The following is a 26,174-nucleotide window of genomic DNA, read 5'->3' as shown; positions in this document are numbered from 1 at the left end:
GGACATGACCACTTCGCTACCAGGCCCTGTCGCCAGCACGGATGCCATCCGCCTTGCTTTGCAGAGCTGGCCGGACGTGGATCGCTACTTGGAAACGTGCAAGGGCGTGATCATCCCGCTGGGATCCACCGAGCAGCATGGTCCGACCGGTGCCATCGGCACCGATGCCCTCACGGCCGAAGCCGTCGCCCTGGAACTGGGCCGCAGGAGCGGCGTTCTGGTGACCCCCGTGCAGGCCTTTGGCATGGCCGAGCATCATCTCGGCTTTTCCGGAACGATGAGCCTGCAGCCCGCCACACTGCTGGCCGTGCTGCATGACCTGGTGCTGTCCTTGGCCACTCACGGATTCGAGCGGATCCTGGTGGTGAATGGTCATGGTGGCAATATCGCCACCGCCAAGGCCGCGTTCGCACAGGCCTACGGCACAGCGGCCAGCCGCGGCCTTGAGGTGGCGCCCCGTCTGCGCTGCAGGCTCGCCAACTGGTTCATGGCCGGCCCTGTGATGCGGCGGGCCCGTGATCTCTACGGCAATCGCGAAGGCCAGCACGCCACACCCAGCGAAATCGCCGTCACCCTTCATCTGCACGACAGCCTCATCAGCAAACAGCGCGCCCTGCCAGAGGCAGCCCCGTGCGGCTCGATTCATGGACCAGCCGATTTCCGCCGTCGTTACCCCGACGGACGCATGGGGTCAGATCCCTTTCTTGCCAAACCAGAACACGGTGAAGAGCTGCTTCACACGGCAGCGGAGGCGCTGCGCGAGGATCTGAGCACATTTCTCAACGCCGCATGAGCAAGATCACGGCCGACGACGTCCGCAAGGTGGCCCATCTGGCACGTCTGGATCTGCCCGAAGACAAGATCACGACCTACACCGGTCAGCTCGAGCGCATCCTCGACTATGTCGATCAGCTGCAGGGTGTCGACACGGATGGGGTGCCACCCACTACGCGCGCTGTGGAAGTGGTGAATGTGACCCGTGAAGACACAGTGGTCGCAACCGAAGTTAGAGAAGAACTACTGAATCAAGCCCCCTTGCGGGAAGGTGATTTCTTCCGCGTACCGAAGATCCTTGCTGAGTGATCAGCGCTGATGGGGCCGACGTGGCTGGGTTTTGATCGCGATGCGGTCGACGAAACTCAGCCAGCCGCGCTGCAGGGAGCGTCCAGGGATGAAGCGTGCGGCGCGACGCATCTTGCCGCTGCGGAGCTTGTGGCTACGCACGCCCACAAGGATGTCGTAGAGGAAATTGGCGCTGTCAGCACGCGTTTCGAAGATCCCCAACCGTTGCGGTGAGCCCTTGGCATCCAGAAGAGGCTTGGTTGCTTCGTAGGCGGGTTTGTATTCAAACCAGGGCACCGATGGCCAGAGGTGATGCACCAGGTGATAGTTCTGACCCATGATCAGCCAGTTCATCATCCTGCCGGGATAGATGCGTGCATTCGTCCAGCGATTGCGGGACGTGAAGGGGCGGTGAGGCAGATAGTCGAAAAACAAGCCAAGGGTGACACCCACCATCAGCGCTGGTGCGAACCAGCAATTGAAGATGAAAGAAAGGAAATCGAAGCTCACTGCAGCCGCGATGATCGTGAAGAACACGGCGCGCTCCAGTCCCCACTGCATCAGTTCCCAGCGCTTCCAGAGCTTGCGCTGAAAAAAGAAAACCTCGTGATAGAAAAATCGAGGAGCGATCAGCCAGAGAGGGCCGAAGGTACTGACGATGTGATCCGGGTCATTCTTCGGATCGTTCACATGGGCGTGGTGCTCTAAGTGCACCCGCGTGAACACCGGGAAACTAAAACCCAGCAGAAGAGCGGAACCATGGCCCATGGCCTGGTTGACCCAGGGAACGGGATGGGCCGACTTGTGGCAGGCGTCATGCACAACGGTGCCTTCAAGGTGCAGCGCGAGGAACCCTGTGCAGAGCAGCACCAGCAACGGCCAATCGGCGACAAACCAGCCCCAGATCGTCAATGCAGCAAGGGCATAGCCCCCCAAAAACAGACCAACAGTGGGATTCCACGCCGCTGGAGGATCGACGAACCGCTTCGGCACCGAACGCAGACGCCCCTCAGCGGACGGCATTGCAGGTTGTGCGAAAGCCTGAGTCATTCAGCGAAGCGCGTTGTCTGTTGACAGAAATCAACACCAAATTAGGGAAATGGATGCCCACCGGGGGACTTGAACCCCCACGACCGAAGCCACTGGTACCTAAAACCAGCGCGTCTACCAATTCCGCCAGATGGGCAGGCGACAATTTTAGGCAGCGACCCAGAATGACCCCAGACATCCCTGCGTGCTGATGCTGGCCACCCTTGCTGGAGACGTCTGCCTGCTGCTGGGTCTGGCAGTGCTGCTGCTGCCGTTGCTGGCCACGGAACTCAGTCGGCCTAGAGATGGTGCCTGGGGCGGAGTGGTGCTACTGCTCGGCCTTGTGCTGGTCACCAGCAGCGATCGACTGCGCGGTGCCCCGATGCTCGCCGTCGTCTGTGCGGGATTGCTGATCAGTCGCCTCACCGCGGAAGTGGCCCAATCCCGCTGGCAGCGCCTTAGCCCGGAAGAACGACAACGCCTGCGTTCACGAGAACGCTGGTCCACCAGCGTTCAGCAGCTCGGAACCGCTTTCAATACTCTGATCAGCAACACCGGCCAGGCCGTAGGCAGCCTGCGCTCTTCAGTCCCCGCCGCCGAGAGACCGGAAGGCAGCAGCCGCAGCGGCAAGCGCTGGGTCCGTCCTGAAGAACCCCAGCCTCAGGAAGCCTCTGACCATGACGCCAGTGGCGAGAGCGAGAGCACAGAGAAAAACGTTGTCACCACTCCGGCCAACGAAGACGGATAATTTCCTCTGCAGCTGCCCCAACGTGAGCAAGGAGACGCGCGACGCCACCGCCGAGGGACGTCCCTCCTACAAGGACACGCTCAACCTGCTGCAGACGGGTTTTGGCATGCGCGCCAATGCCGTAAAACGTGAGCCGGAACTGCAGGCTTTCTGGAAAGACCAGGGCATCGACGGCGAGCTGGGCCTGAACAACAGCGGTCCAACCTTCACCCTCCATGACGGCCCGCCCTATGCCAACGGTGCTCTGCACATGGGCCACGCCCTCAACAAGGTGCTGAAGGACGTCATCAACAAATTTCAGGTGTTGAAAGGACGGAGGGTGCGCTATGTGCCGGGCTGGGACTGCCACGGCCTGCCGATCGAGCTGAAGGTGCTGCAGTCGATGGATCAGGAGCAGCGCAAGGCGCTGACACCGTTCAAGCTGCGCAAAAAAGCTGCCGCCTACGCCCGCAAACAGGTGGATGGCCAGATGAAAGGCTTCCAGCGCTGGGGCATCTGGGCGGACTGGGAAAAGCCCTATCTGACCCTGCAAAAGGAGTACGAATCGGCTCAGATCCGGGTGTTTGGCGAGATGGTGCTCAAGGGGCACATCTACCGAGGCCTGAAACCGGTGCACTGGAGCCCGAGTTCACGCACCGCTTTGGCCGAAGCGGAACTGGAATATCCCGACGGCCACACGAGCCCCAGCGTCTACGCCGCCTTCCCAGCCGTGAAGCTGCCGGACACGCTGCGGGATGCCCTCAAGGCCGAGGGCCTGGATCTGCCCACCGAGGAGAAAGCCCTGGGGAAGGCCCTTCAGGTGGCGATCTGGACCACCACACCGTGGACCTTGCCGGCCAACCTGGCGGTGTCGGTGAATGAACGGCTTGATTACGCCCTGGCCGACGACGGTGAAGGCCTCCTGCTGCTGGTAGCTGCCGATCTGATCGAGACCCTGAGCAGAACCCTGGATCGACCGCTGAGCCGACGCGCCACGGTGAAAGGCGCCTTGCTCGCTGGGCTGACCTACCGCCACCCGCTGCTGGAGCGCATCAGTCCGGTGGTGATCGGCGGCGATTACATCACCACTGAATCGGGCACAGGCCTCGTGCACACCGCGCCGGGTCACGGCGTCGACGACTTCCACACCGGCCAGAAGAACGGGCTGCCAGTGCTCTGCCCCGTAGACGAAGCCGGCACCCTCACCGATGAAGCCGGGCCGTTTGCGGGCCTGAATGTGCTCAAAGATGCCAACCCCAAAATCATCGAGGCGCTTGAGTCCGCTGGAGCCCTGCTTAAGCAGGAGGCCTATGGCCACCGCTACCCCTACGACTGGCGCACCAAGAAACCCACGATCTTCCGGGCCACGGAACAGTGGTTTGCCTCCGTGGAAGGGTTCCGTCAACAGGCCCTGGATGCGATCGCTGCAGTGGAGTGGACCCCTGCCTCCGGTCGGAACCGGATCGAATCGATGGTCAAGGAGCGGGGCGACTGGTGCATCTCCCGCCAGCGCACCTGGGGGGTGCCGATCCCCGTCTTCTATCACCGCAGCAACGGCGAGGTGCTGCTGAACGCCGACACCCTGGATCACATCCAAGCGTTGATCGCCGAACACGGCGCCGACGTCTGGTGGGAGAAAGACGAACCGGATCTGCTGCCGCCCGCCTACGCCGACCAAGCCGACCAGTGGCGAAAGGGCACCGACACGATGGATGTGTGGTTCGACTCCGGCTCCAGCTGGGCTGCCGTCGCCAGCCAGCGCGACAACCTGAGCTATCCCGCCGACCTCTACCTGGAAGGGTCCGACCAGCACCGCGGCTGGTTTCAGAGTTCACTGCTCACCTCAGTTGCCGTGAATGGCCACGCCCCCTACAAGCGGGTGCTCACCCATGGCTTCGCCTTGGATGAGAAGGGCCGCAAGATGAGCAAATCCCTCGGCAATGTGGTCGACCCGATGGTGATCATCGAGGGGGGCAAGAACCAGAAGCAGGAACCGCCCTACGGCGCCGATGTGCTGCGGCTCTGGGTGAGTTCGGTTGATTACTCCGCCGATGTGCCGATCGGGGCCGGGATCCTGCGCCAGCTGGCGGATGTCTACCGCAAGGTGCGCAACACCAGCCGCTACCTGCTGGGCAACCTGCACGACTTCAATCCGGCAACCGACGCCATCCCTGTGGCGGAACTGCCGTTACTGGACCGCTGGATGCTGCAGCGCACAGCCGAAGTGATGGATGAGATCACGGAAGCCTTCGAAAGCTTCGAGTTCTTCCGCTTCTTCCAGTTGCTGCAGAACTTCTGCGTCACCGATCTATCGAACTTCTACCTCGACATCGCCAAGGACAGGCTTTACGTGAGTGCCCCCGCCGACCGGCGTCGGCGCAGCTGCCAGACCGTAATGGCCCTAATCATCGAACGCCTGGCCGGACTGATCGCTCCTGTCTTGTGCCACATGGCCGAAGACATTTGGCAGAACCTGCCATACCCCGTGGAGGAGACCTCGGTCTTCCACCGCGGCTGGCCGACGGTTCCATCCGACTGGCGCGATCCCGAGCTCAGCGCTCCGATTCAGCAACTGAGAGAGCTGCGCGCCGCCGTCAACAAAGTGCTGGAAGATTGCCGCGGCCGTCAGGAGCTGGGCGCATCGCTGGAAGCCTCGGTTCGCCTCGAAGCTCGCAATCCCGAGCTGCAGGCCGCACTCACTTGGCTGTGCGAGAAGGGTGATGCAGAAGTGGATGGCCTGCGGGACTGGTTGCTGGTCTCACAGCTGCAGATTGGCGGTGAGCCCTGGGCCGAACTACTGGCCAGCCAGGAGGACGAACTTGCCGTGATCGAAGTGAGCCGTGCACGTGGCAAAAAGTGCGAGCGATGCTGGCACTACGAAGGCGATGTGGGTCAGCACCCGGAGCATCCCCACATCTGCGGACGCTGTGTGGGCGTGCTGGAACGCCGCACTCACCAGATGGCCTGAGCCAGCAGTTCATCTGGAGAGATCGGCCCAACAAGGACGATCTCTGCGTCTGGGTTCAGTGGACCCTGGAGCAGTTCGGCTCGCTGCAGCTGCGTGCCGTCCGGCAGCACGGTGGCATCCGGATCAAAGGCGGTTGGATGGGTGGTGCTGCTGCTGAAGCCACGAAAAATCAGCAACTCAAAGGGCTCGGCGCCAACCACGCCATGCAGACGCACCACCCGCTCAGGCTTCAGCCGGGTGCGTTCCTCCAGCTTCTGCACCAAAACCGAAGGCTCCATCTCAGAAATCGCCTGCCACCCGACCCTGGCGAGGAAGGCGGACCAAAGCCCACTGCAGCAATCCCACGGCGTAGGCCACCAACGCCACGTAGCCGATGAAAGCGGCCACAGCCATCGTCCACTCACCGCCGAAGACAAAATCAAACACGCGTTCCACAACGCGGTGCAGTCCCTGCGGTGCTTCCAGCCAGATCCGGCAGCTCTGCGCCTCAAGCTGACGCGTGCAATCAAGAGCTGAACCTGACATCACAGCCGCGAACAGCGCAAAGAAGGTGAGTGCCCAGCGCCAGATCCGAACGGTCATGGGCAGCGCCCGACCGGGAGGGCTATCAGCCAATTCCTCGTTCAGATCCACCCAGAACCAGAGAGAGGCCGCCATCAGCAAGGGCGCGAGGAAAGCGGTGAGATAACCGATGGGCCTCTGATCCGTCAGCAGAAGAACACTGATCGCCAGCAGGCTGGCCACCTTCCAATAGATGCCCAGCAGGCGAACCAACGCCGGTTCCCGTTTCATGCCTGACCAGATCAGCAGCACCAAAGGCAAGCCGAGAGCGACGGCAGCTCCCAAGCGATAAGTCAGCCACACCAGGGTGCGAGTCGTGAGGTCGGGCACCGGCCAGGGTCATTGGAAGGCTCATTATCACGGTCATCCGTCAAGTCCACAGGATTGGTAGGGTCCAGTTCATGGTTCCGCTCAATCCCCTCGACTGGTTCAGGAGCCGCGGGCAAGAGGCGCGATGCCGCCATGCGCTCTCCAGCAAGTCGTCGATGGAAGAGGCGACGCGCGAGGTGATTGGCTGCTTGGGCTCTGCCGAAGCGGACCTGGCCCTGGTATTCGTCTCCAGCCATTTCGCCAGTGATCTGACCCGCCTGCTGCCGCTCTTGCAGAAACGCCTGAGAGCCAAGCACTGGGTGGGATGCCTCGGCGGCGGCGTGGTGGGGACGACCAGCGCTGGTGATGCCCATGAGCTGGAGCGCTCTGCGGCCCTCAGCGTCAGCCTGCTCAATCTTCCTGGCGCTGAACTGACCAGTTTCCGCCTCGACAGCACCGAGCTTCCGGATCTCGACGGAGCCGCCCAGCACTGGCAGGACTGGGTAGGCGTTGACCCGTCGCAGAGCCGCTCCCTTCTGCTGCTGATGGACCCCAGCTGCAACAACATCAACGATCTGGTGAGCGGTTTGGATTACGCCTATCCAGGCATCGCCAAGATCGGCGGCATCGCTGTGCCCCATAACGCCGACCACGGCTCGCTGCTCCTGGACGATCAGGTGCTGAGTGGCGCAGTGGGTCTGAGCCTTGGCGGCAGCTGGTGTCTCGATCCGGTGGTGGCGCAGGGGTGCCGCCCGATCGGCCCTGTGTTTGCCATCGAGCAAGCCCAGAGGAATGTGTTGCTTGAACTGAGCGATGGTGATCGCCGCGCCAGCCCCGTGGCATGCCTGCAGCGGGTGCTGGCCGACCTGAGCGACGAAGACCGCGAACTGGTTCAGCATTCGCTGTTTCTTGGCGTGGAACGGCAGGAGCTCAGCGCGGGTGCTGCGCTCGCGGAGCTCCAATCCCGCGAACGTTCCAACAAGCAGCCTGAGCGCGCATTCCTGGTGCGCAACCTGATCGGCGTGGATCCCCGCAATGGGGCTGTCGCGGTGGCGGATCGGGTGCGCGCGGGTCAGAACGTGCAGTTCCAGCTGCGTGAAGCCCAGGCCTCAAGGCAGGAAGCCAGACAGCTGCTGGCCAACAGCCGAGAACGCGATCCAGCTTCCGCCCCCCTGATGGGCATACTGTTCGCCTGCCTGGGACGAGGAAGCGGCCTGTTCGGCGGCCCCGACGGCGACATCAGCATCGCCCGCGACGTCTTTCCCGACCTTCCCGTCACCGGCAGCTTCTGCAACGGCGAGCTTGGCCCTCTTGGTGGGGCAACTCATCTGCATGGCTACACCGCCTGCTGGGGCCTGTTGCGCCGCGATCCCCCTGAAAGCGACAGCCAGTCCTGATGCGTCAGCACGTCAATCCCCTGAGCCGCTTCTTCCAGCTACCCCTGGAGCTGCCAGGACCCGACCAGTTATTTGATGACCCCAGGCGCCCCATTCACCTGGACATCGGCTGCGCACGTGGTCTTTGTCTTCTGGAACTGTCGGCTCTGAAACCCAACTGGAATCATCTCGGCGTCGAGATCCGCCGTCCCCTAGTGCTGGCGGCACAGCGCGACCGCGATCGGCTCGAACGCCACAACCTGCATTACCTGTTCTGCAACGCGAACATCAGTGTTGAGGGCTGGCTCGCAGCCCTTCCCGAGGATCAATTGCGGCTGGTGAGCATTCAGTTCCCCGATCCCTGGTTCAAACGACGCCATCGCAAGCGCAGGGTGATGCAACCCTCGCTGCTGCGAGCCGTCGCCGCGGCCCTCACCCCTGGAAGGGAGCTGTTCCTGCAAAGCGATGTGCTCGAAGTGATCGAACCGATGGTGGCGTTGACGGAACTCAGCGACTGCTTCGAACGCCCAGACGAGGACGCGCGTCCCTGGCGGGCAGAAAATCCGCTGCCGGTGCCCACCGAGCGCGAGCGTTACGTGCAGGAGCAAGGCCTACCGGCCTATCGCGTTTTGTATAGACGCAACAATCGGCCGGTGCCGGAGCTCAAAGACCTGGAGGAGGCTTGGCAACGGGTCGATAATCCCGCTGAAACCGCTCTCACTTCCTGATGCCTGAGGCTTCGGCCCCAACTCCATGGTTGCTGCGCTGGCAGGGGCTTCTAGGGGGATCGTCCGTGCAGCAGCACCGCCTGAGCACGCTCGCTGGTCTGGTGCTGATCCTGCTGCTGGGATTTTTGCCGGTGCTCACCCGCGCTGGACTCGGACTGATTGTTCTCGCCTGCGGAGCCCTGTGGGTGCTGTGGTCACTGACGCGGGCACCTGGACGGATCGGTCCGATCAGCAGCTGGGTGCTGTTGTTCCTTGGTGTAGCAGTACTCGCCACCGGGGCCTCCCCCGTGCCGATGGCCGCAGCCAAAGGCCTTGTGAAATTGATCAGTTATCTCGGGGTCTACGCCCTGATGCGGCAGCTGCTGGCTGAGGCACCGCAGTGGTGGGACCGCCTGGTGGCTGCGCTGCTGGGTGGGTCCCTGCTGAGCAGCGTGCTGGCCTTGCGGCAGCTTTACGGCCCCACAGAGGAACTGGCGCGCTGGGCGGATCCCAATTCCGTGGCGGAGGGCACGATTCGCATCTATGGCCCTCTGGGCAATCCCAATCTGCTGGCTGGGTACCTAGTGCCGATCCTGCCCATTGCCGTGGTGGCAGTGCTCCGATGGCGCGGCTGGGGATCCAAGCTCTTTGCCGCAACCGCACTGGTGCTTGGCGCCGCATCAACCCTGTTCAGTTACAGCCGTGGCGGCTGGCTGGGAATGCTGGCGGCTCTCGGCGTACTGATGCTGCTTCTGGTGCTGCGGCAGATCCGCCACTGGCCGCTCTTTTGGCGTCGCCTACTGCCTCTCGCCCTGCTGGTGCTGGCGGGCATGGCGATTGCCTTCGCTGCCACGCAAGTGGAGCCCGTCCGAACCCGCATGACCAGCCTGCTGGCGGGACGAGGCGACAGCTCAAACAACTTCCGCATCAACGTCTGGCTAGCGGCGATCGACATGATCCAGGACAGGCCCTGGCTAGGGATCGGCCCCGGCAATGCCGCCTTCAACAGCATCTATCCGCTGTATCAGCAACCAAAATTCAATGCGCTTAGCGCCTACTCCCTCCCCCTGGAAATCCTTGTGGAAACTGGCATTCCAGGCTTACTGGCCTGCATCGGTCTGGCCACAGCCAGCCTGCGACGCGGTTTGCAGGCGCTCAGCGCAGACAGTGATCTGGCCCTCCCCTGCCTGGGGTGCCTGGCAGCGATCGCCGGCCTGATGATGCAAGGGGCTGCAGACACGATCTTCTTCCGACCGGAAGTTCAGATCAGCGGATGGTTCTGCCTGGCCACCCTGAGTCTGATGACACGCAAACCGTGAACCAGGAACTGGTCCTCCTGGCCGGCTTCGATGCCGGACAAACCACCTGCCGCTGTCGGCTGAGTCGCTGGAACGGCGAGCGTTTTCAAGTGCTGGGCGAGGGACGTGGCAGTGGCGTCTCCCATCTCGATGCCCACGATGGTGAAGCACGCTTCCGGCGTGCCATCGACTCCAGCTTGGAGGCGGCCCTGGAGCAAGTCAGGGATGAATCCCGGGAACAACCTCTCGGCAGGGAGCATCTGCATGCAGCCGCAATCGGGGCCAGCGGCATCGAAGCCGACACGGATCTGCAGACCCGCGGCGCGGCCCTACTCGCCAGTGCCTTGGCACTGCCTGAACACCGTTGCCTGGCCACCGGCGATGAACGCACGGCGTTGCGTGGTGCGTTTCCTGATCGCGCAGGAATCGTGCTGATCAGCGGCACCGGGATGATCGTGGTGGGCCGCGATGCCACCGGTCGAGAGCACCGCTGCGGAGGCTGGGGCTGGCGGCTGGATGGAGCGGGATCCGCCTTCGACATCGGGCATCAAGCCCTGCAACTCAGCGTGCGCATGGCCGATGGTCGGGTTCCCGATGGTCCTTTGCGCCACAACCTGTGGGAAGCGCTTGATTGCCGCAGTGCCGCCGAGCTCAAAGCACTTGTAGTGCGCGATCGCCACGCTGTGGCCGATGAAGCAAGGCTGGCGCCCCTGGTGGCGGATGCCGCCGCCAATGGAGACCCGGCCGCCCGCAGGATCCTCCAGTGTTCAGCATCAGCCTTGGCGAAAGCAGCCACAGCCACCGCCCATGCTCTGGGCCTTCAGGCCCCCTGCCTGGAAGCCAGGGGCGGAGCCCTGGAACACATGCCGCTGTTCCTCCAGCTGGTGCAGACATCGCTTCGCGAGCAGCTCCCCGACAGTCATTGGCAAACCACCGATGGTGATGCCTGCCACGGCGCCCTGGTTCTCGCCCTGGATCGGGCCGGCCTCAGGCCGCATTGAGGTGCTGATCGGCAGCCTCAGCCAGCCGTGATGTCCAGCGCTCCACCGTCGTGGCATCCGCCGCCTCCACCATCACCCGCAGCAACGGCTCTGTGCCACTGGCACGCACGAGCACCCGGCCTTCGTCAGCCATCGCCTGCTCGGCTTCCTCCACCAGCTCGCGCAACGGCTCGCAATCAGCCCAGCCCTTGCGTCGTGCCAGATCCGGCACGCGCACATTCACAAGCTTCTGGGGGTAGGCCTGGAAGCTGCGGTCCAACCAATCAGCGAGGGTGATCTGCTGGGCATGGCAGAGGGTGGCGAGCTGAAGCGCCGTCAGCACACCATCCCCGGCGAGGCCGTGAGCGGACGAAAGGATGTGACCCGATTGCTCACCGCCCAGGGCTGCACCACTGCTCACCATCGCAGCATGCACATGCTGGTCGCCAACAGGTGTGCGCTCCAGCTGCCCCCCCCGTGCCTGCCAGGCCCGTTCAAAACCCAGGTTGGACATCACCGTGGCCACCAGACGTTGATCCGGAAGGGCATGACGCTCCTGAAGCGCTGAGCCCCAGAGATAGAGGACATGATCGCCATCGACGATGCGGCCGCGCCCATCCACCGCGAGCATGCGATCGGCATCGCCATCAAATGCGAAGCCCATGGAAGCCCCCTGCTCGACCACCGCGCGACGCAGCGGTTCGAGATGGGTGGACCCGCAGCCCACATTGATGCGCTCACCATCGGCATCACCATGGAGCACGGTGATGTCAGCACCAAGAGCGCGGAACACCTCGGCACCGCAGGCTGTCGCAGAGCCCCAGCAAAGATCGAGAACGATCGGAACCCCCGCCAGACTTTGATGCTGAACGCTGCTCAGCAGGCTGTCGCGGTAATGCTCCAGCAGCTCGGAGCGATGGTGGGCAGCACCGCAGGTACCCAGCGACGAAGCGGCCTCCACGTCCCCTCGCAGGCCGGACTCAATCCGGCTTTGCAAGTCAGCGCCAAGCTTGCTCCCGTCAGCGCCGAACACCTTGATGCCGTTGTCTTCCGGGGGGTTGTGGCTGGCGGAAACCATCAGACCACCTGCAGCCTGAAAGCGACGGATCAGCCCAGGGACGGCGGGCGTCGGGCACAGTCCGAGCGTCCACACGTCCCGACCCGCCGCTGTGAGGCCTGCCGTCAGGGCTGCCACCACCATGGATCCACTGCAGCGCGAATCCATCCCGATCAGCACGGGGCCGTCTGCCGGCAGCACGCGTCCACACCAAAAGCCCACCTGCAAGGCGAGGGCTGGCGTGATGGCATCGCCGACCCGACCGCGCAGACCATCCGTGCCGAAACTGATCTGAGGCGACGGAAGGGAACCGAGCGGATGGGCAGCAGAGGAGGCCATGAGGTCTCATTTGTGGATTGAACCCTAAGAGCCCTGAGACACCAGACCGTTCGATCGGTGCCAGGCCCTCAGCTGCACGATCGAGATCAGCGCCAACGCCTGGGGAAGAGCATCAGGGCCGCCAACTCGAGCAGTGCCCAGGCAACGATCAGCAACAGCAACCAGCCCGGCAGCCATGGCAGAGGCCAGAGCCAACGCAGGCCCCACAGCAGCAGGGCCAGGCCGCCGACCACGGCACAACGCAATTGTTGTTGTTGGACCGGTCGAGGCCTCCGTCGCTGCGCAACCATCCAGATCAGCCCCGCTGGCCACAGAATGCCAGCAGTTCAGAGCCTTGGCTTGAGCGCTCGACTCACCCGCATTCGCGGCCTGCTGCTGCTCGGCGGCTCCTCCCTGTTCGCAATCCTGGCGATCATTGGCGGCCGTCAGCTGCTGCGCCATGGGCAGATCCAGCTAACACCCCACCTGAGCAGCACCAAACTCTGGCAGCACTACCGGTGGTCGCGCGAACCCCAGCAGCGACGCGAAGCAGCTCTCCTTCTCGCCAGCCGCAGCAGCGCGTCCCCCAACCGCCGATGGCGTCTGCTGAGTGGCCAGGGATGGGGACCGGATCCCCTTGCAGCGATCGCCCTGAAACAGCAAGCGCTGACGGCAGGGGCTCTGGGACTGGAAGCAGAGGAGCAGGAGCTCTGGCTTGAACTCCTGCAACGCTTTCCTGCCACTGCCGCGAGCGCTGATGCCCGGTATCACCTCGGCCAAAACCAAGCCGACCTGCACCGCGAGCTGCTGCGCCAACAGCCACGCCATGCCGCTGCCCTAGCCGCAGCAGCGGAACTGCCGAAGGATGCCGATCAGCAGCGCGTTCTCACCAGCGCACTCCACCTGGCCCGCTGGGGTCCCCGGTGGCCAGGGGCGCAATCCCTGCTGCGTCAGGCCTGCGGGACGATCACTGGCGAAGGCATGACGCAACAGGAGCGCCTACAGCTGGCCGGCGCTCTGGCCCAACTCGGGGATGGCAATGCTGCGGAGCTCTGCCTGCAGGGCACTCCCCTTGCTCCTAAGCAAGCCCTTTTGATCGGTCGCAGCCTGATGCGGGGAAGTCGCGAGCAGCGAGGCCGGGGAGAAGCGATGCTGCTAGAACTCGCCCACGACCATCCAGACAGCCCAGAAGCGCTCGCGGCCGCAGCCCTGCTGAGCGAGCCACTGCGTCCCGACCCTGTCCTGCTCGATGCGCTGCCTAAGTCCGTGCAAACGGCCTCCGTGGATGTGGCCGCAGCAAGGGTCCGCCTTGCCGGTGGTGACGGTGGACTGGCCGTGCTGCAACGCTGGCCCGACGATCCAGCCAGCTGGCAACTGCAGTGGGATCTTGCCCGTGAAGCCTTACTCGCAGGCCGATGGGATGAAGCGAACACGTGGCTCAGCGCCATCCCCGAGGAGCAACTGCCCGACCCACTGAGAGCACGCCAGCAGTTCTGGCGCGGCTTCAGTGCGTTCAAACGCGGCAACGACGACGTCGCCCAGCAGATCTGGCAGGCACTGGTGGCCACGCAACCACCTGGCTACTACACCTGGAGAGCCGGTGCACGGCTGGAGGGCGCAGAGCTGCCGGAGCTGTCTGGCACGCAAGCCGTCAGCGGGCTGGAAGCGGAGGACACGGAATCGGATCGGAGCCAACCCTGGACAGCACTCGACAGCGGCGATCCCTTGATCGATCAGCTGTGGCGCCTCGGCTGGAACCGCGAAGCCCTGGAGACCTGGCAAAGCCGAGACACCGCCGGCGATCCATCCCCACAGGAGCTCCTGGTGGAAGGCCGACTCTTGATGAGCGTGAATGACTACTGGAGCGGTCTCAGTCGGCTCTGGAAATCCAGCTTGCGCCTGGTGGATCCCGACTGCCCGACCCGCTTTCTGCTGCATCACAGCCAGCATCCAAAACCACTGCTGACCGAGTTCCAGCAAGCAGCCGAACAGGAGCAGGTCAACCTGGATCTGCTCCTGGCGATCGCTCGTCAGGAATCACGCTTCTCGCCAGCCGTGGCCTCACCGGTCGGCGCCCAGGGCCTGCTGCAGCTGATGCCGGCAACGGCCGCTGAGATGGCAGGAGAAGAGCTCAGCACCGAGCAACTGCGCCAACCGGATCTCAATGCCGTCCTGGGTGCTCGCTACCTGGCATTCCTGCTGCAGCAATGGGATGGCAATCCCTGGCTGGTTGCCGCCAGCTACAACGCTGGTCCTGGAGCTGCAGGGTCATGGGTCAGCTCAGAGCTGGAGCAGGACCCTGAACTTTGGACAGAGCGCATTCCCTACCCAGAGACACGTCTCTACACGAAAAAAGTGCTCGGCAATCTCTGGGCCTATCACCAACTGACGTCAAGCGGCGATCGCTGCACTGAGTGAAGCGGCGGGGTTGGGGAGGCCATGACCAACCCAGATGCCACTGACCACAATCACCGCTAACCAGAAGGCCAACAGCTGCGGCGGAGGGACCACCTTGATGCGACTCAGGTCAAGCCGGGCCAGCAAGGTGGCGGACGCCAGGATGAGAACATCCGACAGCAGGCTGAGGCTCAACACATAAAGCCCCACCGTGATCACCAGGGTGAGCGTCACCACAAGGCTGAGCACACGGCTTGAAGCCATCAGCAGCGAGAGCTGCCGCAAGAGCAGGTCGGGCATCGTGCAGATGATCACAACCACCAGGGCCTGGATCAGTTCGATGGCCCAGAAGGCATTCACCGAAATGGAGTGCGCCTCCGCCAACCATGTTTCCTGAATGGCCCAGTGATGCCCGAGAAACAGCGACACACCGAACAACACCAGCAGCAGGGGCGCCCGGAGTGGCAGCAACAAAAATCGCAGAACGGACATCAGCTTGGTGGCGGACTCGCGGCGGACTAACACCGTGATTCGGCTTCGTCTTCTGCGCTCAGACGCTAGCAACAGCAAGCGGTTTGTCCTGTCAGAGTGGGAACCCTGATGTCAGTCGCCCATGACCGACAGCTCACCAAACGCTGGACTATCCCCTCTGCAGAAGGGGCTGTTGCTGGTGGCCGCCATCGCCTTGGCCGTGAGTCTCTTTCTGCTGCGCAACGGTGGGAGCCTGGAATCACCTTTGGACCAGCTGGCGCGACGATCCCTGCCTCCCGAAGTGGCGCTAACCAATGGTCGTCCCACCGTGCTGGAGTTTTACGCCGACTGGTGTGAGGTTTGCCGCGAGATGGCACCAGCCATGCTCGAAATGGAACGGCAGCACGGCTCAGCACTGGATGTGGTGTTGGTCAACATCGACAACCCACGCTGGCTGGATCTGACCGATCGCTACGACGTCACCGGAATTCCCCAGTTGAATCTGTTCGCTGCCGACGGCAGCATGCGTGGACGCTCCCTCGGCGGCCGCAAGGCGGATGAGCTGAATGCCATCGCAAGTTCACTGCTCGACGGCAGCCCCTTGCCTGTGCTGGCAGGGATCGGCAGCAGCAGCCCCATGCCGGAAGCCGCCGCGTTTGATGCCACCGGACCACGAAGCCACGCATAAAGTCCGCTCAATGCCATCCGATGCGGCCATGATCAGCCGACATCCCTGCCCCTCGATCTGACCGCTGCCATGGACTCCCGCTTCAGGGTTGACCTGATCTCCGCCACACCCAACCCCCAGCAGTGTGTCTACGCAGGCATGCATCAGGACTACAGCGAAGGGTTCGTCGCTGGCGACCGGGAGCAATGGCCGGATGAGACGCGCGCGGGCGAAATCTGCATCAAACGCCTACTCGCTGGTGAACGAGGGCACTACGGCCCTCTGGAACACGCCCAAATCGTGCTGAATGTGGGCTGGTTCCCTCACTCCGTAATGCAGCAGGCCCGCACACACCGGGTGGGGGTGAGCTTCGATGTGCAATCGATGCGTTACACAGGCGAAAGGATTTGCCGTGCCGCGGACGGGGAGCTTGAACTGGAGGAGGTGTTCTACCTCCGCCCCGTGGGGGACTACAGCGATCGCCAAGGCAAGAAATACACCTACAGCGACGCCCTCAGAGGCGAGGACCTGACGCTGTGCCGACAGGCTGCTGAGCGCTACCGGGACCTTCTGCGCTCAGGCTTCGCCGAAGAACACGCCCGCGGAATCCTGCCGTTCGACTACCGCCAGCATTTCGTGGTGAGCTTCAGCCTCAGAGCCTTTCTCCACTTCATGGATCTCCGAGCCAAGCTCGACGCGCAGCAGGAAATCCGCGAGCTCTGCGATCTGATGTGGCCGCATCTGCAGCAATGGGCTCCTGAATTCGCCGCTTGGTATGAAAAAACCAGGCTTCACAAGGCGCGACTCGCGCCCTGACATTGCAGACCTGAAGACATTCAAGCCAAGGACATTCAGACCTTGGCCAGCGTCACCCGCTCAGGCTGATGTTGGTATTTGCCCTGACGATCGCTGTAGGTGGTGTCGCAGGGATCACCCTCAAAGAACAACAGCTGGCAGATTCCTTCGTTGGCATAGATCCGACAGTCAGCGCCGGAACTGTTGCTGAATTCCAGCGTGAGATGGCCTTCCCAGCTGGCTTCTGCCGGTGTTGTGTTCACAATGATTCCCAAACGTGCATAGGTGCTTTTGCCAAGGCAAATCACTGTGATGTTGGGGGGCACTTTCATTTTTTCCAACGCCACGCCAAGTCCATAGGAATGGGCGGGAAGAATGAAGTACTCACCGTCCTCATCCCGATGCAGTTCCGTGGGTTCGAGGTTGGCTGGATTGAATCGCTTGGGATTCATCACCGTGCCTGGCACGTGTTTGAAAATCAGAAACTCCTGAGGCGACAGCCGCAGGTCGTAGCCATAGGACGAACATCCAAAACTCAGAACAGGATGCTGCCGCTGATCGGGATCGAGATGACGAACCAGGCCATCCTGAAACGGTTCCAGCATGCCGGAGGCAGCCTGTTCTGTGATCCAGCGGTCGTTCTTGAGCATCAGAAACCCCGGCGCAATTCGGTGACCTGATCCGCAAGCCCCATCAGGGACTCAGGAATGGATGTCCCTGTGATGATCACATCCATTGATCCCGGACGAGCTTCCAAGCTGGCACGCACATCCTGTTCATCGAGGTATCCAAGGGCGATTGCCAGACCCAGCTCATCAAGCACCAGCTGATCGAGATCGCCGCAGGCGAGATGGTCGCGGGAAACCGCCCAGACTGCTTCGACCGCCTCAATCGTGGCCGGCTCGGATGAACTGGCGGGCTGCGACAGGCACTCCATCACGGCTGGGCGCATCCAGGTCATGCGGTCACACAAGGTAAGCGCAGCCTCAGGCCCCTGAGCAACACCGCCCTTAAGAAACTGCATCACGGCCACGCGGCTTCCCAGTCCGGCACTCCGCAGGGCCTGACTGAGCACAGTGCCAAAACTGCCGCGATAAGGAGCGGTGTGCACCTGAAGCTGACCTTCAGGGGCCACCAGATGCAGGGGTGGGCGAGGGTCAAGCGCCGGCAAGGGCTGAAGACGCGAGCGCTCCACTGCTCCGTGATCGGCACCGCGCCTATCGCGGGATCGATGGCTGGAGCTCAGGCTTGCGGTCATCGCGTTCGTCTGGACTGGTCCACAACGACCAGGAGGCTTCGAATCTAGCGGTGAAAATGCGATTCACAAGATCTTCGACACCATCCCTGGTGTCTCATACCGAATGGCAGGCTCATCAACACACGCTGATAACCGATGAGCGAAACCGCGCGCAACGATGGCCGCATGCCCGCCGACCTAAGGGATTTCTCGGTGGAATGGGACCCCATGGGCTTTGCCCTGAGCTCCGTGATTGTGCGCACTGGCCGCACCGCAGTGCTTTGCAGCGTTTGCCACGAGGAGGGCGTTCCCCGCTGGCGTCGGGATCAAGGCCTGGGATGGCTCAGTGCTGAATACCGCTTGTTGCCGGGATCCACTCCCGAACGTCAGCGACGCGAATTGATGAAACTCTCCGGGCGCACGCAGGAAATTCAGCGATTGATCGGTCGCAGCCTGCGGGCATGCCTGAACATGGAAGCGCTGGGGGAAAACACCCTGCTGGTGGACTGCGACGTGATTCAGGCCGATGCCGGCACCAGGACCGCGGCGATTACCGGATCCTGGCTGGCCTTGCAGAAAGCCTGCGAACGTTTAGTGGGGCAGAGCCGCCTCAGCAGCAATCCCGTGCAAGCGCAAGTGGCCGCCGTGTCCGTGGGCCTGATTGATGGTGCACCTCTTCTGGATCTCGACTACAGCGAAGACAGCCGCGCCGACGTGGACCTGAATGTGGTCATGAACAACGCCGGTGATCTCCTGGAGCTGCAAGGCACAGCGGAGGGTGCCGCCTTCAGCCGCCAACAGCTGAACAGCCTGCTGGACCTGGCGGAACCGGGCCTCAGCCGGCTGATGGCACACCAACAGACAGCACTCCAGGACTCACCAGCAGCGTGAAACGTGTTGATTGCTACAGGGTGACCCCGCATCGCTCCGTAACTTCCACCCATCAGATGGGTCGAGATGGCAGAAGTGATGCGCGGGTTCAGCCGAACCGTCCCACCCGTTGGTCGGATGCCTGAAACCAGCCTGACCAATGCACCCACGCCCTCCAGCCGAACGCTGCTGGAGGTGATCCGTGAGCTCGAAGGTGCCAGCACCGAACTGGTAGAGCGCAACAAAACGATCTTCTTCCCTGGCGATCCAGCAGAACGCGTTTACTTGATCCGCCGCGGCGCCGTGCGTCTCTCCAGGGTCTACGAATCCGGTGAAGAGATCACCGTGGCGCTACTGCGAGAGAACAGTCTCTTTGGGGTGCTCTCTCTGCTCACGGGTCATCGCTCCGACCGCTTCTATCACTCCGTTGCCTTCACACGGGTGGAAATGGTGACGGCACCTGCGAGCTCCGTCAGGCAGGCAATCGAAGCCGACACCAGCGTTGGGCTTCTGCTGCTGCAAGGTCTGTCCAGCAGGATCCTGCAGACCGAAACCATGATCGAAACGCTCACGCACCGCGACATGTCGTCGCGACTGGTGAGTTTTCTGCTGGTGCTTTGCCGCGATTTCGGCATTCCCAGCACGCAGGGCATCACGATCGACCTGCGTCTGTCCCACCAAGCGATCGCGGAAGCCATCGGTTCAACGCGGGTCACGATCACCCGTCTGCTCGGAGACTTGCGCAACTCCGGCCTGGTGGAGATCGACCGCAAGAAGATCACCGTTCTTGACCCCATCGCCCTAGCCAAGCGGTTCAGCTAAATGCTCGACGGGTGAAGATGGGCACCACTTCAGCGGGCTGCCGCATGGTTGAGAGCACGTGACAGGTTGGCTGCTGCTGCTGACCCTCCTCATCCTGGGGGGGGTGCTGTCAACACTTGGAGATCGCCTGGGCTCAAGGGTGGGCAAAGCCCGACTGAGTCTGTTTGGCTTGCGCCCACGTCAGACCGCAGTCCTGATCACTGTGCTCACAGGGAGCCTGATCAGTGTGCTGTCGCTCGGGCTGATGCTCCTGGTGAGTCGCCAGCTGCGGGTCGGCCTGTTCGAACTCAATGAACTCCAGGCGCGTCTGCGCAGCAGCCGCACCGCTTTGAAGGCCAGCCAAAAAGCACAGCAGGAATCACGCGACCAGCTCCAACAGGCCCGCAGCGATGAAATCGAAGCTCGGCAAACCCTGGCTGACGCGCAAGCCCGTGCCAGCGAATTGCGAAGCACGCTGCAACCGCTGCAGGAGCAGACCCGTCGCCTCGAAGCGGAGCGTCAGCGCCTCAGCCAGGACGTCAGCAATCGTGATGCCGAAATTCGTCGCACGGATGCCGAGCTGAACGCCGTTCGTGCACAGATCCGCGACGGCGAAAACGAACTGCTGCAACTGGAGGAGAATCTGCTCGCCCTGAGACGGGGCAATGTGGCGATCAGCAGTGGCCAGCCTCTTGCAACGGTCACCCTCAAACTCGATCGACCGGATCAGGCACGCCAGGTCATCGACCAGATCCTCAGAGAGGCCAATCAGCAGGCCTACCAACAGGTGCTACCGGGCGAAGCCCCGGATCGGCAGATTCTCTTGGTGCCCCGACAAGACATCAACCGGCTCGAACAGGCCATTCGCAAGCCCGGCACCTGGGTGGTTCTCTTGCGTTCCGCCGCCAATGTGCTCCGTGGCGAACGTGTGGTCTATGCCTTCCCGGATGTCCGTCCCAATGTCACGGTCACCATCGAAGGTGAAGTGCTGGCCACAACGACGCTCAACAGTGACGAACGCGATCCGCAAGCGATCCGCAACCGCCTCAACTTGCTGTTGGCATCAACGCTGGCAAAGGCCCAGCGCCGTGGCTCCCTCAGCCAGGGACTCCAATTTGATGGCAATGCTCTGAATAGCCTCGCCAAGGAACTGATCGAGCGGGGACGGGGACGCGTTGAACTCGAAGCGGTGGCGGCTCGCCGCAGCGAAACGGCCGATCCAGTGGCGATCGAGCTCAGAATCAAGCGAAGCATCGAATCCAATTCGGATGCTTCGGGCTCATGAGCTGGATTGCCGCCCTTGATCCAGGTCGCAGCAAGTGCGGGCTGGTGCTGGCGTCCCAAGAGCAACGCTGCGTGATCGAAGGGCATGTTCTCCCAGCCGATGCTGTGCTGAATACCCTGGAACGGTGGCAGCGTTCCACGCCACCGGAACAATTGATCGTGGGCAATGGCACCTCCAGTGCTCACTGGACAGCGCAACTCCCCACCGAACTGCCAGTGACTTTGGTTGACGAACGTGGCACGACATTGATGGCACGATCGCGGTATTGGCAGCTATGGCCAGCGCGCGGTTGGCGCAGGCTGGTGCCTCTTGGGCTGCAATTGCCCCCAGGCGAACTGGACGCTGTCGCAGCACTGGTGATGCTGGAAAACCACCTCGGGTTTCCACTCGATTGGCCGGAGCCGTCATCGCTCAGAATCGGGCCCTGACCGTGAAGCTGTAATCCCCACCGGCCTCCAGCCGATAATCCGACTTGACCAGAAAGCGCTGAAGCGCGTCCTGAATCAGGGCTCTGCCGAGTGAAGGTTCAACGCAGAGTTCACCACGATCAAAGAACCACTGAAATTCCCAGTTGAATCCCCCCGCCTGCACTTCACCCTGAAGGCATTGGTCTCGAAAGCTCTGGTGATGCACACGCAGATGCGCTGTGGTGACGGGCAGCCGCGCCATCAGACCGCTTCATCCTCAGCCACCGGAGCCAGATTCAACCCATTGAGATGATTGCCGGCACGATCCAGGCCCTGGCGCTGGATGCGTTCAAGACCTCGGAGAACCTCGCTCAGCACATCATTGAGAAGTGGCTCTTCATCGCGATTGAACTGGCCGAGCACATGAGACACGGTGCGAGCGCGGCGCTCCTCCGGGGTGCGTCCAGGAGCACCGATCCCGATTCGCAACCGGGCAAATTGCTGCGTCCCCAGATGCTGAATGGTGCTTTTCAAGCCGTTATGCCCTCCAGCACCACCACCAGCGCGCAGCCGCAGCCGGCCCAGCGGTAGATCCATGTCATCGACCAGCACGATCAGCTGGTGAATCTCGAAGCCGAACCAGTCGAGAGCCGCACGGATCGAACGACCGCTTTCATTCATGAAGGTCTGCGGCATCAAAAGCCGGAGACGGGCACCACCGGAACCGACATCCGCCAGTTCGCCCTGCAACTTGCCCATCGCTTTAAAACGGCCTCCCTCGCGAGAAGCCAATTGCTCCAAGGCCATGAACCCAACGTTATGGCGAGTGGAGGCGTACTTCTCGCCCGGATTGCCTAACCCGACCACCAATCGGAGGTCACCGCTTTGAATCAAGGGTTCAGTCCTCGTGCTCCTTCGGAGAAGAAGACTCGATCTCAGTCTTCGCAGCAGGCAGTTCTTCGGGTTCAGCCATGGCTTTGCTGATCTCCCGCTCAAACTCTTTCGACGCCGTTTGAAAACCCTTCAGCGTTTTACCAAGCGTCTTGCCGAATTCCGGCAGACGCTTGGGTCCGAACACCAGCAGCGCAACCGCGCCGATGACCGCCATTTCAGGCAGGCCTATACCAAAGATGTTCATGAAAGGAACCTATGCAGCCGGGTCAGCCGGCACCGTTCCAATTCACATTGATGCCTTCCAGGATCAGCGACTGGTTGTACAGCTGGAGGATCACGAGGAGAAAGACCAAGAACAGCACCATGAAGATGCCCATAACTGGGGTTGTACCCCAGCCGGGGACAACCTTGCCGTACTCGGAGTTGAGGGGACGGAGCAGATCGCCCAGACGGGTGCGTTGAGCCATAGCGGCGCTGAGGTCTCGGGTGAAGTTCAGTCTGGATACTCTAGGGGTCCTGGCCCTGAAGAGGGTCAATCCTGTCGAGAGATGTGATGGAAAGCTCCTCCCCGGCCCTATCCGTGGCGATTGCGGTGTTGACTGCCCTGCTTGGACTCACTGGCTTCGGGGTCTACACAGCCTTCGGTCCGCCATCCAAGCGACTGGACGATCCTTTTGATGATCACGAGGACTGACGCACCAGCCTGAGTTCACGGAGGACACCTGGTGGAATGCGGCCGGCATCGGCCCCTCCCTCCAGTCTCCAGTCACCGTCACAAGGTGACCAGATCACCCGGGCTGCGCCGGGATTGAGCACCTGCAATAACACCGTCCCAGCCCGCTCCGGATCAGAGCGCAACGACACTGGTGTGAGCGCCTGGGGTAGGGCCGGAAAGCCCTGCCAACTCTCCACAAGGTCCATCGGCCCTTGCCAGCCCGGTTCGCGAAAAGCGATGGCGGCCTGCGGCAGGCCATCCCGCATCCACCCCTGCGGCGACGGCATGAGGGCCAGTCGATGCCGATGACGCCCCTGGTCAGCCGACGGATCCGGCCAAGTCGGACCACGCAGCAGGGACACACCGAGATGCTGAGGTCCAGCATCGGCGCCCTGGGGCCCGTCGAGCAGCAATCCCAGACCTCCACCCGGAGCAAACGCCTCACTGGCCATCCAGGAAATCACCGGCACCTCCCATCGCGCTTGTTCACCAGGTGTTGTGGCGGTGGCAGGTCGTTCGAGCACACCCCCACTGGTGTCTGCCGCCCAGCGCACGGCTGGAGCCGCCAGCGGGCAGACCATCCGCAGCAGTTCATGGGTTTGATACCAATCGAGGCTGAGCTGGAGCTCAAGCCACGGTGTATCTGCGCGCAGGATCAGATCCATCCGCAGCGTGCTGTCGCCGAACGAGCCACGCAGAACCACCCGTGCCAACAGAGGGCCACATTCCTGCATCTCCACCTGCCATCGCTGCGGCAGCGGCAGCGGATGCTGCAAATAGTCGCCCGCAAGATCCCAGGCATCCCAGAACTCGCCATGGTCCTGATAGCGCTTGATCTGAACAGGGGCAGAGAGCTGATCCACGCCCTGGGCATCCTGCAGACGAATCAGACCGCGCTCATCCACCTCAAGCGCAAGACAGCCGTTACCGAGACGCCAGTGCTGCTCGGCAAGGGTCTGCACCCAGATGGGATGACGGATCGCTTCGGAAGCAGGACAGCCGGCGATCGCATCCATCCTGCGCTCGAGCGGCAGGGCCACGATGCCTGCAGCTTCTGGAAGCTGGACCCAAACGCCGCCACCGGCAGCCTGCTGCACCGGCAGATCGCGTCCCTGGCAGCGCCAATCACCGCTCGGCAACCTCCGAAGCGGGGACCAACGCTGCAACGGTTGCAGACCGCACCAGGCCCAACGCTCAACACCATCGGGGGCTGGCACGGCATCAGAGGCCTTGCCATCGAGCAAACAGCGCAAACCTTCCGTGAGAGCGGTTGCCGCCTGACGGCGTGCGCGGCGCCACTGAGACTCCGCCTGATCGAAGACCTCCGGAATCGAGGTGCCGGGAAGGATGTCATGAAACTGCTGGAACAGAAGCGTGGGCCAGTCCCTGCCAGGCATCGCCTCCGCACCCAGCGCTTCGACGAGATCCGCCTCGCGCAGCAGCCTTTCCAAGGTGCGGTTGTGACGTTTCTGATCCGGACGCGAGGTGGGACAGCCGCGATGCAACTCCAGATAAAGCTCATCCCGCCAGATCGGCATCGACGCCGTCCAGGGCTCCAACCCCTGCAGATAGCCACGCACCGTGCCCCCACGTCGTGACACCGACTGGGGGTGGCAGTCCCACAGCTGCAGCTGATCGAGCATCTCCTGGGTTGGCCCACCACCGTGATCACCAACACCAGGGAGCCACAACGCCTGATCCACGCCGGTGGCCTGCTCGAAACAACGCTGTTCCTGCTGCATGGCCACGGGGCTGGCATCGGTGCCGATCCCAGGCAGCATCAGCGCCAGCACCTGCCCATCGCCTCGGCTGCGCCACCGGAACAGACGATGAGGGAAGGAATTGCTGGCATTCCAGGCCAGCTTGTGGGTGCAGAACCAACGCACACCCGTTGCCTGAGCGACCGCTGGCAAGCCTGCCCCGAAACCAAAGCTGTCAGGGAGCCAGGCCAAGTCGTGTCGCCATTCCGGAAACTGCCGGCGACTGGCTTCCTGACCCAGCTGAAACTGCCTCCAAAGCGACGCTGCACTGATCAGCACACAGTCGGTTTCAACCCAGGGTCCATTGATGGGCTCCCAGCGTCCCTCGCGACTGGCTTCCTGAATCTGTGCGAATAGATCTGGGCGATAGCGCTCCATCCAGCTGTACAAAGCCGGCGTGGAATGGGCGAAATGCAATTCAGGATCACGCTCCATCAGCTGCAAGGCGGAACGGAACGTGCGTTCTGCTGCCTGCCAGGTATCGGCCACAGGCCAGAGCCAAGCCAGATCAAGATGGGCGTGCCCGACCCAATGCAGACCACCTCCGGGACGGGACTGGAGAGCGAGGTGCTGCCGCACCAGATCCACGGCTTCGTCTGACTCTGGATCGCACGCCAGCCAACTCTCAGGCATGGCATCAACAGCCGTGCCGGCAAGCTGCAGGGCCTCCGGGAGCAGACATCCCTGGGGATCCCGCTCGGGATGCTTCGGCTCACGCACCAACGCACTGGTAATCAACGCACCATCGTCGTGGCAGGGACTGCGCAGCTCCAGCAAGACATGCACTCCCGGCCCCTCACACCAGTGATGCGGCAACGCCCAGCGACAGCGGGTGTCAAATAGATCCCCTTCATGGACCAGATCGCCGTCGACCCAGAGACGCACTTCGTCGGCCCACCAGCTCAATTCCAATCGCTCACAGCTGTCCGCGCAAGGACGCCAGTGCTCAGGCCAGGTGATCGTCTGCTCGATCTGCAGCCAGACACCACCGCGGGGCCAGATCAACAGACCCCTCTCAGCCCAGTCAGGGCGGTTCGTTGCACCCCATGGCTCCTGCACGACCGCCCGTTGCTGCCGATCGCCATGGCGATGCCAGAACGACAGCAGATCCACCCGGCTGCGACGTCGAAACGTTTCAATCCACGCCAATCGTCGGGCTTGCAGAGGGGCCTGCATCGTGATCTCCCAACCTTGACCCATAAGATGATGGCGCTGTAAAGACGCCGGTCGGTCTCCATGCTCGCCCTCAAGATCTCCGTTTACTCGGTCGTCTTCTTCTTCCTCGGGATCTTCGTGTTCGGATTCCTGGCGAGTGATCCCAGCCGGACACCCAGCCGCAAGGATCTGGAAGATTGATTGGGGATTGAATCGGATCCAACGGTGTTCGGTTCAACCCGGCACTGAAGGGTCACGACGCGCACTGGTCATTTCCAGCCCTTTGCTGGTGGTGACCATGTGAGGATCACCGGCCACTGCGCCGCAG

30 protein-coding genes and 1 tRNA gene are annotated in these 26,174 nt (G+C 62.5%); 17 read left to right on the top strand and 14 right to left on the bottom strand.

Features of this window, described 5'->3' with window-relative positions:
- The first annotated feature begins 4 nt into the window (after positions 1–4).
- Positions 5–793, top strand: a complete 789-nt coding sequence (locus tag SynNOUM97013_RS01770) for a creatininase family protein (RefSeq protein ID WP_186480537.1) — start codon at positions 5–7, stop codon at positions 791–793.
- Entirely contained in the window at positions 790–1,083 is a 294-nt protein-coding gene (gene gatC, locus SynNOUM97013_RS01765; protein WP_186480536.1) for an Asp-tRNA(Asn)/Glu-tRNA(Gln) amidotransferase subunit GatC, read from the top strand. The genes SynNOUM97013_RS01770 and gatC overlap by 4 nt, the downstream gene beginning before the upstream one ends.
- Here gatC and crtR read toward each other — a convergent pair whose 3' ends face one another.
- Positions 1,084–2,112, bottom strand: a complete 1,029-nt coding sequence (gene crtR, locus SynNOUM97013_RS01760; protein WP_186480535.1) for a beta-carotene hydroxylase — start codon at positions 2,110–2,112, stop codon at positions 1,084–1,086. It abuts the gene before it with no gap.
- A 54-nt stretch (positions 2,113–2,166) separates the two neighbouring features.
- Positions 2,167–2,248 (bottom strand) — tRNA-Leu (locus SynNOUM97013_RS01755).
- Between the two features lie 54 nt (positions 2,249–2,302).
- Here SynNOUM97013_RS01755 and SynNOUM97013_RS01750 point away from each other — a divergent pair.
- Together SynNOUM97013_RS01750 and ileS are read left to right on the top strand one after the other, a co-directional pair.
- Positions 2,303–2,839, top strand: coding sequence for a Ycf66 family protein (locus SynNOUM97013_RS01750; protein ID WP_186480534.1), 537 nt, complete (start codon positions 2,303–2,305; stop codon positions 2,837–2,839).
- A gap of 22 nt (positions 2,840–2,861) precedes the next feature.
- Complete coding sequence (gene ileS, locus SynNOUM97013_RS01745; RefSeq protein ID WP_186480533.1) at positions 2,862–5,786, top strand: isoleucine--tRNA ligase; 2,925 nt, start codon at positions 2,862–2,864, stop codon at positions 5,784–5,786.
- Here the strand turns inward: ileS and SynNOUM97013_RS01740 are convergent.
- Entirely contained in the window at positions 5,771–6,064 is a 294-nt protein-coding gene (locus SynNOUM97013_RS01740; RefSeq protein ID WP_186480532.1) for a hypothetical protein, read from the bottom strand. The genes ileS and SynNOUM97013_RS01740 overlap by 16 nt on opposite strands.
- Before the next feature lies 1 nt (position 6,065).
- Complete coding sequence (locus SynNOUM97013_RS01735; protein WP_186480531.1) at positions 6,066–6,677, bottom strand: DUF3177 family protein; 612 nt, start codon at positions 6,675–6,677, stop codon at positions 6,066–6,068.
- A 71-nt stretch (positions 6,678–6,748) separates the two neighbouring features.
- Between SynNOUM97013_RS01735 and SynNOUM97013_RS01730 the strand changes: the two genes are divergently transcribed.
- From SynNOUM97013_RS01730 to SynNOUM97013_RS01715, 4 genes are read left to right on the top strand one after another with little or no spacing between them, the layout of a single operon-like run.
- Entirely contained in the window at positions 6,749–8,053 is a 1,305-nt protein-coding gene (locus tag SynNOUM97013_RS01730; RefSeq protein ID WP_186480530.1) for an FIST N-terminal domain-containing protein, read from the top strand.
- A complete protein-coding gene (gene trmB / locus SynNOUM97013_RS01725; protein WP_186480529.1) occupies positions 8,053–8,760 on the top strand; it encodes a tRNA (guanosine(46)-N7)-methyltransferase TrmB in 708 nt (235 codons plus the stop codon). The genes SynNOUM97013_RS01730 and trmB overlap by 1 nt, the downstream gene beginning before the upstream one ends.
- Positions 8,760–10,058, top strand: coding sequence for an IctB family putative bicarbonate transporter (locus SynNOUM97013_RS01720; protein WP_186480528.1), 1,299 nt, complete (start codon positions 8,760–8,762; stop codon positions 10,056–10,058). The genes trmB and SynNOUM97013_RS01720 overlap by 1 nt, the downstream gene beginning before the upstream one ends.
- Positions 10,013–11,038: an N-acetylglucosamine kinase gene (locus SynNOUM97013_RS01715; RefSeq protein ID WP_186480527.1), complete on the top strand. Its 1,026-nt coding sequence runs from the start codon at positions 10,013–10,015 to the stop codon at positions 11,036–11,038. Before SynNOUM97013_RS01720 ends, SynNOUM97013_RS01715 begins: the two co-directional genes overlap by 46 nt.
- Here SynNOUM97013_RS01715 and glmM read toward each other — a convergent pair.
- Together glmM and SynNOUM97013_RS01705 are read right to left on the bottom strand one after the other, a co-directional pair.
- Entirely contained in the window at positions 11,025–12,413 is a 1,389-nt protein-coding gene (glmM, locus tag SynNOUM97013_RS01710; RefSeq protein ID WP_186480526.1) for a phosphoglucosamine mutase, read from the bottom strand. The two genes, SynNOUM97013_RS01715 and glmM, sit on opposite strands and share 14 nt — an antisense overlap.
- 86 nt (positions 12,414–12,499) lie before the next feature.
- Positions 12,500–12,703 carry a hypothetical protein gene (locus SynNOUM97013_RS01705; protein ID WP_186480525.1) on the bottom strand — a complete coding sequence of 68 codons (204 nt, stop codon included), beginning with the start codon at positions 12,701–12,703 and terminating at the stop codon, positions 12,500–12,502.
- Between the two features lie 25 nt (positions 12,704–12,728).
- Between SynNOUM97013_RS01705 and SynNOUM97013_RS01700 the strand changes: the two genes are divergently transcribed.
- Entirely contained in the window at positions 12,729–14,810 is a 2,082-nt protein-coding gene (locus SynNOUM97013_RS01700; RefSeq protein WP_186480524.1) for a lytic transglycosylase domain-containing protein, read from the top strand.
- Here SynNOUM97013_RS01700 and SynNOUM97013_RS01695 read toward each other — a convergent pair.
- Complete coding sequence (locus SynNOUM97013_RS01695; protein ID WP_186480523.1) at positions 14,784–15,281, bottom strand: hypothetical protein; 498 nt, start codon at positions 15,279–15,281, stop codon at positions 14,784–14,786. The two genes, SynNOUM97013_RS01700 and SynNOUM97013_RS01695, sit on opposite strands and share 27 nt — an antisense overlap.
- 121 nt (positions 15,282–15,402) lie before the next feature.
- Here SynNOUM97013_RS01695 and SynNOUM97013_RS01690 point away from each other — a divergent pair, with 121 nt between their 5' ends.
- Positions 15,403–15,948 (top strand): thioredoxin domain-containing protein, encoded by a 546-nt coding sequence (locus SynNOUM97013_RS01690; RefSeq protein ID WP_186480522.1) that lies wholly within the window; start codon positions 15,403–15,405, stop codon positions 15,946–15,948.
- A 69-nt stretch (positions 15,949–16,017) separates the two neighbouring features.
- A complete protein-coding gene (gene thyX, locus SynNOUM97013_RS01685) occupies positions 16,018–16,743 on the top strand; it encodes an FAD-dependent thymidylate synthase (protein ID WP_186480521.1) in 726 nt (241 codons plus the stop codon).
- Between the two features lie 35 nt (positions 16,744–16,778).
- Here thyX and dcd read toward each other — a convergent pair whose 3' ends face one another.
- Positions 16,779–17,372 (bottom strand): dCTP deaminase, encoded by a 594-nt coding sequence (dcd, locus tag SynNOUM97013_RS01680; RefSeq protein WP_186480520.1) that lies wholly within the window; start codon positions 17,370–17,372, stop codon positions 16,779–16,781.
- Complete coding sequence (locus SynNOUM97013_RS01675) at positions 17,372–17,980, bottom strand: cob(I)yrinic acid a,c-diamide adenosyltransferase (protein WP_186480519.1); 609 nt, start codon at positions 17,978–17,980, stop codon at positions 17,372–17,374. Before SynNOUM97013_RS01675 ends, dcd begins: the two co-directional genes overlap by 1 nt.
- Before the next feature lie 135 nt (positions 17,981–18,115).
- On the opposite strand from SynNOUM97013_RS01675, the gene rph reads away from it, so the two are divergent.
- The 4 genes from rph (at position 18,116) to SynNOUM97013_RS01655 (ending at position 21,343) form a co-directional block, all read left to right on the top strand.
- On the top strand, positions 18,116–18,850 hold the full coding sequence (gene rph / locus SynNOUM97013_RS01670; RefSeq protein WP_186480518.1) for a ribonuclease PH: 735 nt from the start codon (positions 18,116–18,118) through the stop codon (positions 18,848–18,850).
- 66 nt (positions 18,851–18,916) lie between these two features.
- The gene (ntcA, locus tag SynNOUM97013_RS01665; RefSeq protein WP_186480517.1) at positions 18,917–19,651 is read left to right on the top strand and encodes a global nitrogen regulator NtcA; all 735 of its coding nucleotides are present in this window, start codon (positions 18,917–18,919) and stop codon (positions 19,649–19,651) included.
- A 58-nt stretch (positions 19,652–19,709) separates the two neighbouring features.
- Positions 19,710–20,915 (top strand): DUF3084 domain-containing protein, encoded by a 1,206-nt coding sequence (locus SynNOUM97013_RS01660; RefSeq protein WP_186480516.1) that lies wholly within the window; start codon positions 19,710–19,712, stop codon positions 20,913–20,915.
- Positions 20,912–21,343: a resolvase gene (locus SynNOUM97013_RS01655; RefSeq protein ID WP_186480515.1), complete on the top strand. Its 432-nt coding sequence runs from the start codon at positions 20,912–20,914 to the stop codon at positions 21,341–21,343. Before SynNOUM97013_RS01660 ends, SynNOUM97013_RS01655 begins: the two co-directional genes overlap by 4 nt.
- Here SynNOUM97013_RS01655 and SynNOUM97013_RS01650 read toward each other — a convergent pair.
- The 4 genes from SynNOUM97013_RS01650 to psbH are packed head-to-tail and all read right to left on the bottom strand — an operon-like array spanning position 21,327 to position 22,683.
- On the bottom strand, positions 21,327–21,584 hold the full coding sequence (locus SynNOUM97013_RS01650; protein WP_186480514.1) for a DUF3146 family protein: 258 nt from the start codon (positions 21,582–21,584) through the stop codon (positions 21,327–21,329). The two genes, SynNOUM97013_RS01655 and SynNOUM97013_RS01650, sit on opposite strands and share 17 nt — an antisense overlap.
- The gene (pth, locus tag SynNOUM97013_RS01645) at positions 21,584–22,213 is read right to left on the bottom strand and encodes an aminoacyl-tRNA hydrolase (protein WP_186481358.1); all 630 of its coding nucleotides are present in this window, start codon (positions 22,211–22,213) and stop codon (positions 21,584–21,586) included. Before pth ends, SynNOUM97013_RS01650 begins: the two co-directional genes overlap by 1 nt.
- A gap of 7 nt (positions 22,214–22,220) precedes the next feature.
- A complete protein-coding gene (locus SynNOUM97013_RS01640; protein WP_186480513.1) occupies positions 22,221–22,460 on the bottom strand; it encodes a TatA/E family twin arginine-targeting protein translocase in 240 nt (79 codons plus the stop codon).
- Between the two features lie 22 nt (positions 22,461–22,482).
- Positions 22,483–22,683 carry a photosystem II reaction center phosphoprotein PsbH gene (gene psbH / locus SynNOUM97013_RS01635; protein WP_006042330.1) on the bottom strand — a complete coding sequence of 67 codons (201 nt, stop codon included), beginning with the start codon at positions 22,681–22,683 and terminating at the stop codon, positions 22,483–22,485.
- 86 nt (positions 22,684–22,769) lie between these two features.
- On the opposite strand from psbH, the gene psbN reads away from it, so the two are divergent.
- Positions 22,770–22,910, top strand: coding sequence for a photosystem II reaction center protein PsbN (psbN, locus tag SynNOUM97013_RS01630; RefSeq protein WP_186480512.1), 141 nt, complete (start codon positions 22,770–22,772; stop codon positions 22,908–22,910).
- Here psbN and SynNOUM97013_RS01625 read toward each other — a convergent pair.
- Positions 22,898–25,891 (bottom strand): alpha-mannosidase, encoded by a 2,994-nt coding sequence (locus SynNOUM97013_RS01625; RefSeq protein WP_255442887.1) that lies wholly within the window; start codon positions 25,889–25,891, stop codon positions 22,898–22,900. The two genes, psbN and SynNOUM97013_RS01625, sit on opposite strands and share 13 nt — an antisense overlap.
- Positions 25,892–25,927: 36 nt before the next feature.
- Here SynNOUM97013_RS01625 and SynNOUM97013_RS01620 point away from each other — a divergent pair, with 36 nt between their 5' ends.
- Positions 25,928–26,047, top strand: a complete 120-nt coding sequence (locus SynNOUM97013_RS01620; protein WP_006042333.1) for a photosystem II reaction center protein I — start codon at positions 25,928–25,930, stop codon at positions 26,045–26,047.
- The last annotated feature ends 127 nt before the right edge of the window (positions 26,048–26,174 follow it).

It is taken from the genome of Synechococcus sp. NOUM97013, assembly GCF_014279815.1.
In the GTDB taxonomy this organism is placed as follows: domain Bacteria; phylum Cyanobacteriota; class Cyanobacteriia; order PCC-6307; family Cyanobiaceae; genus Synechococcus_C.
This window is presented reverse-complemented; position numbering and strand designations above follow the sequence as displayed.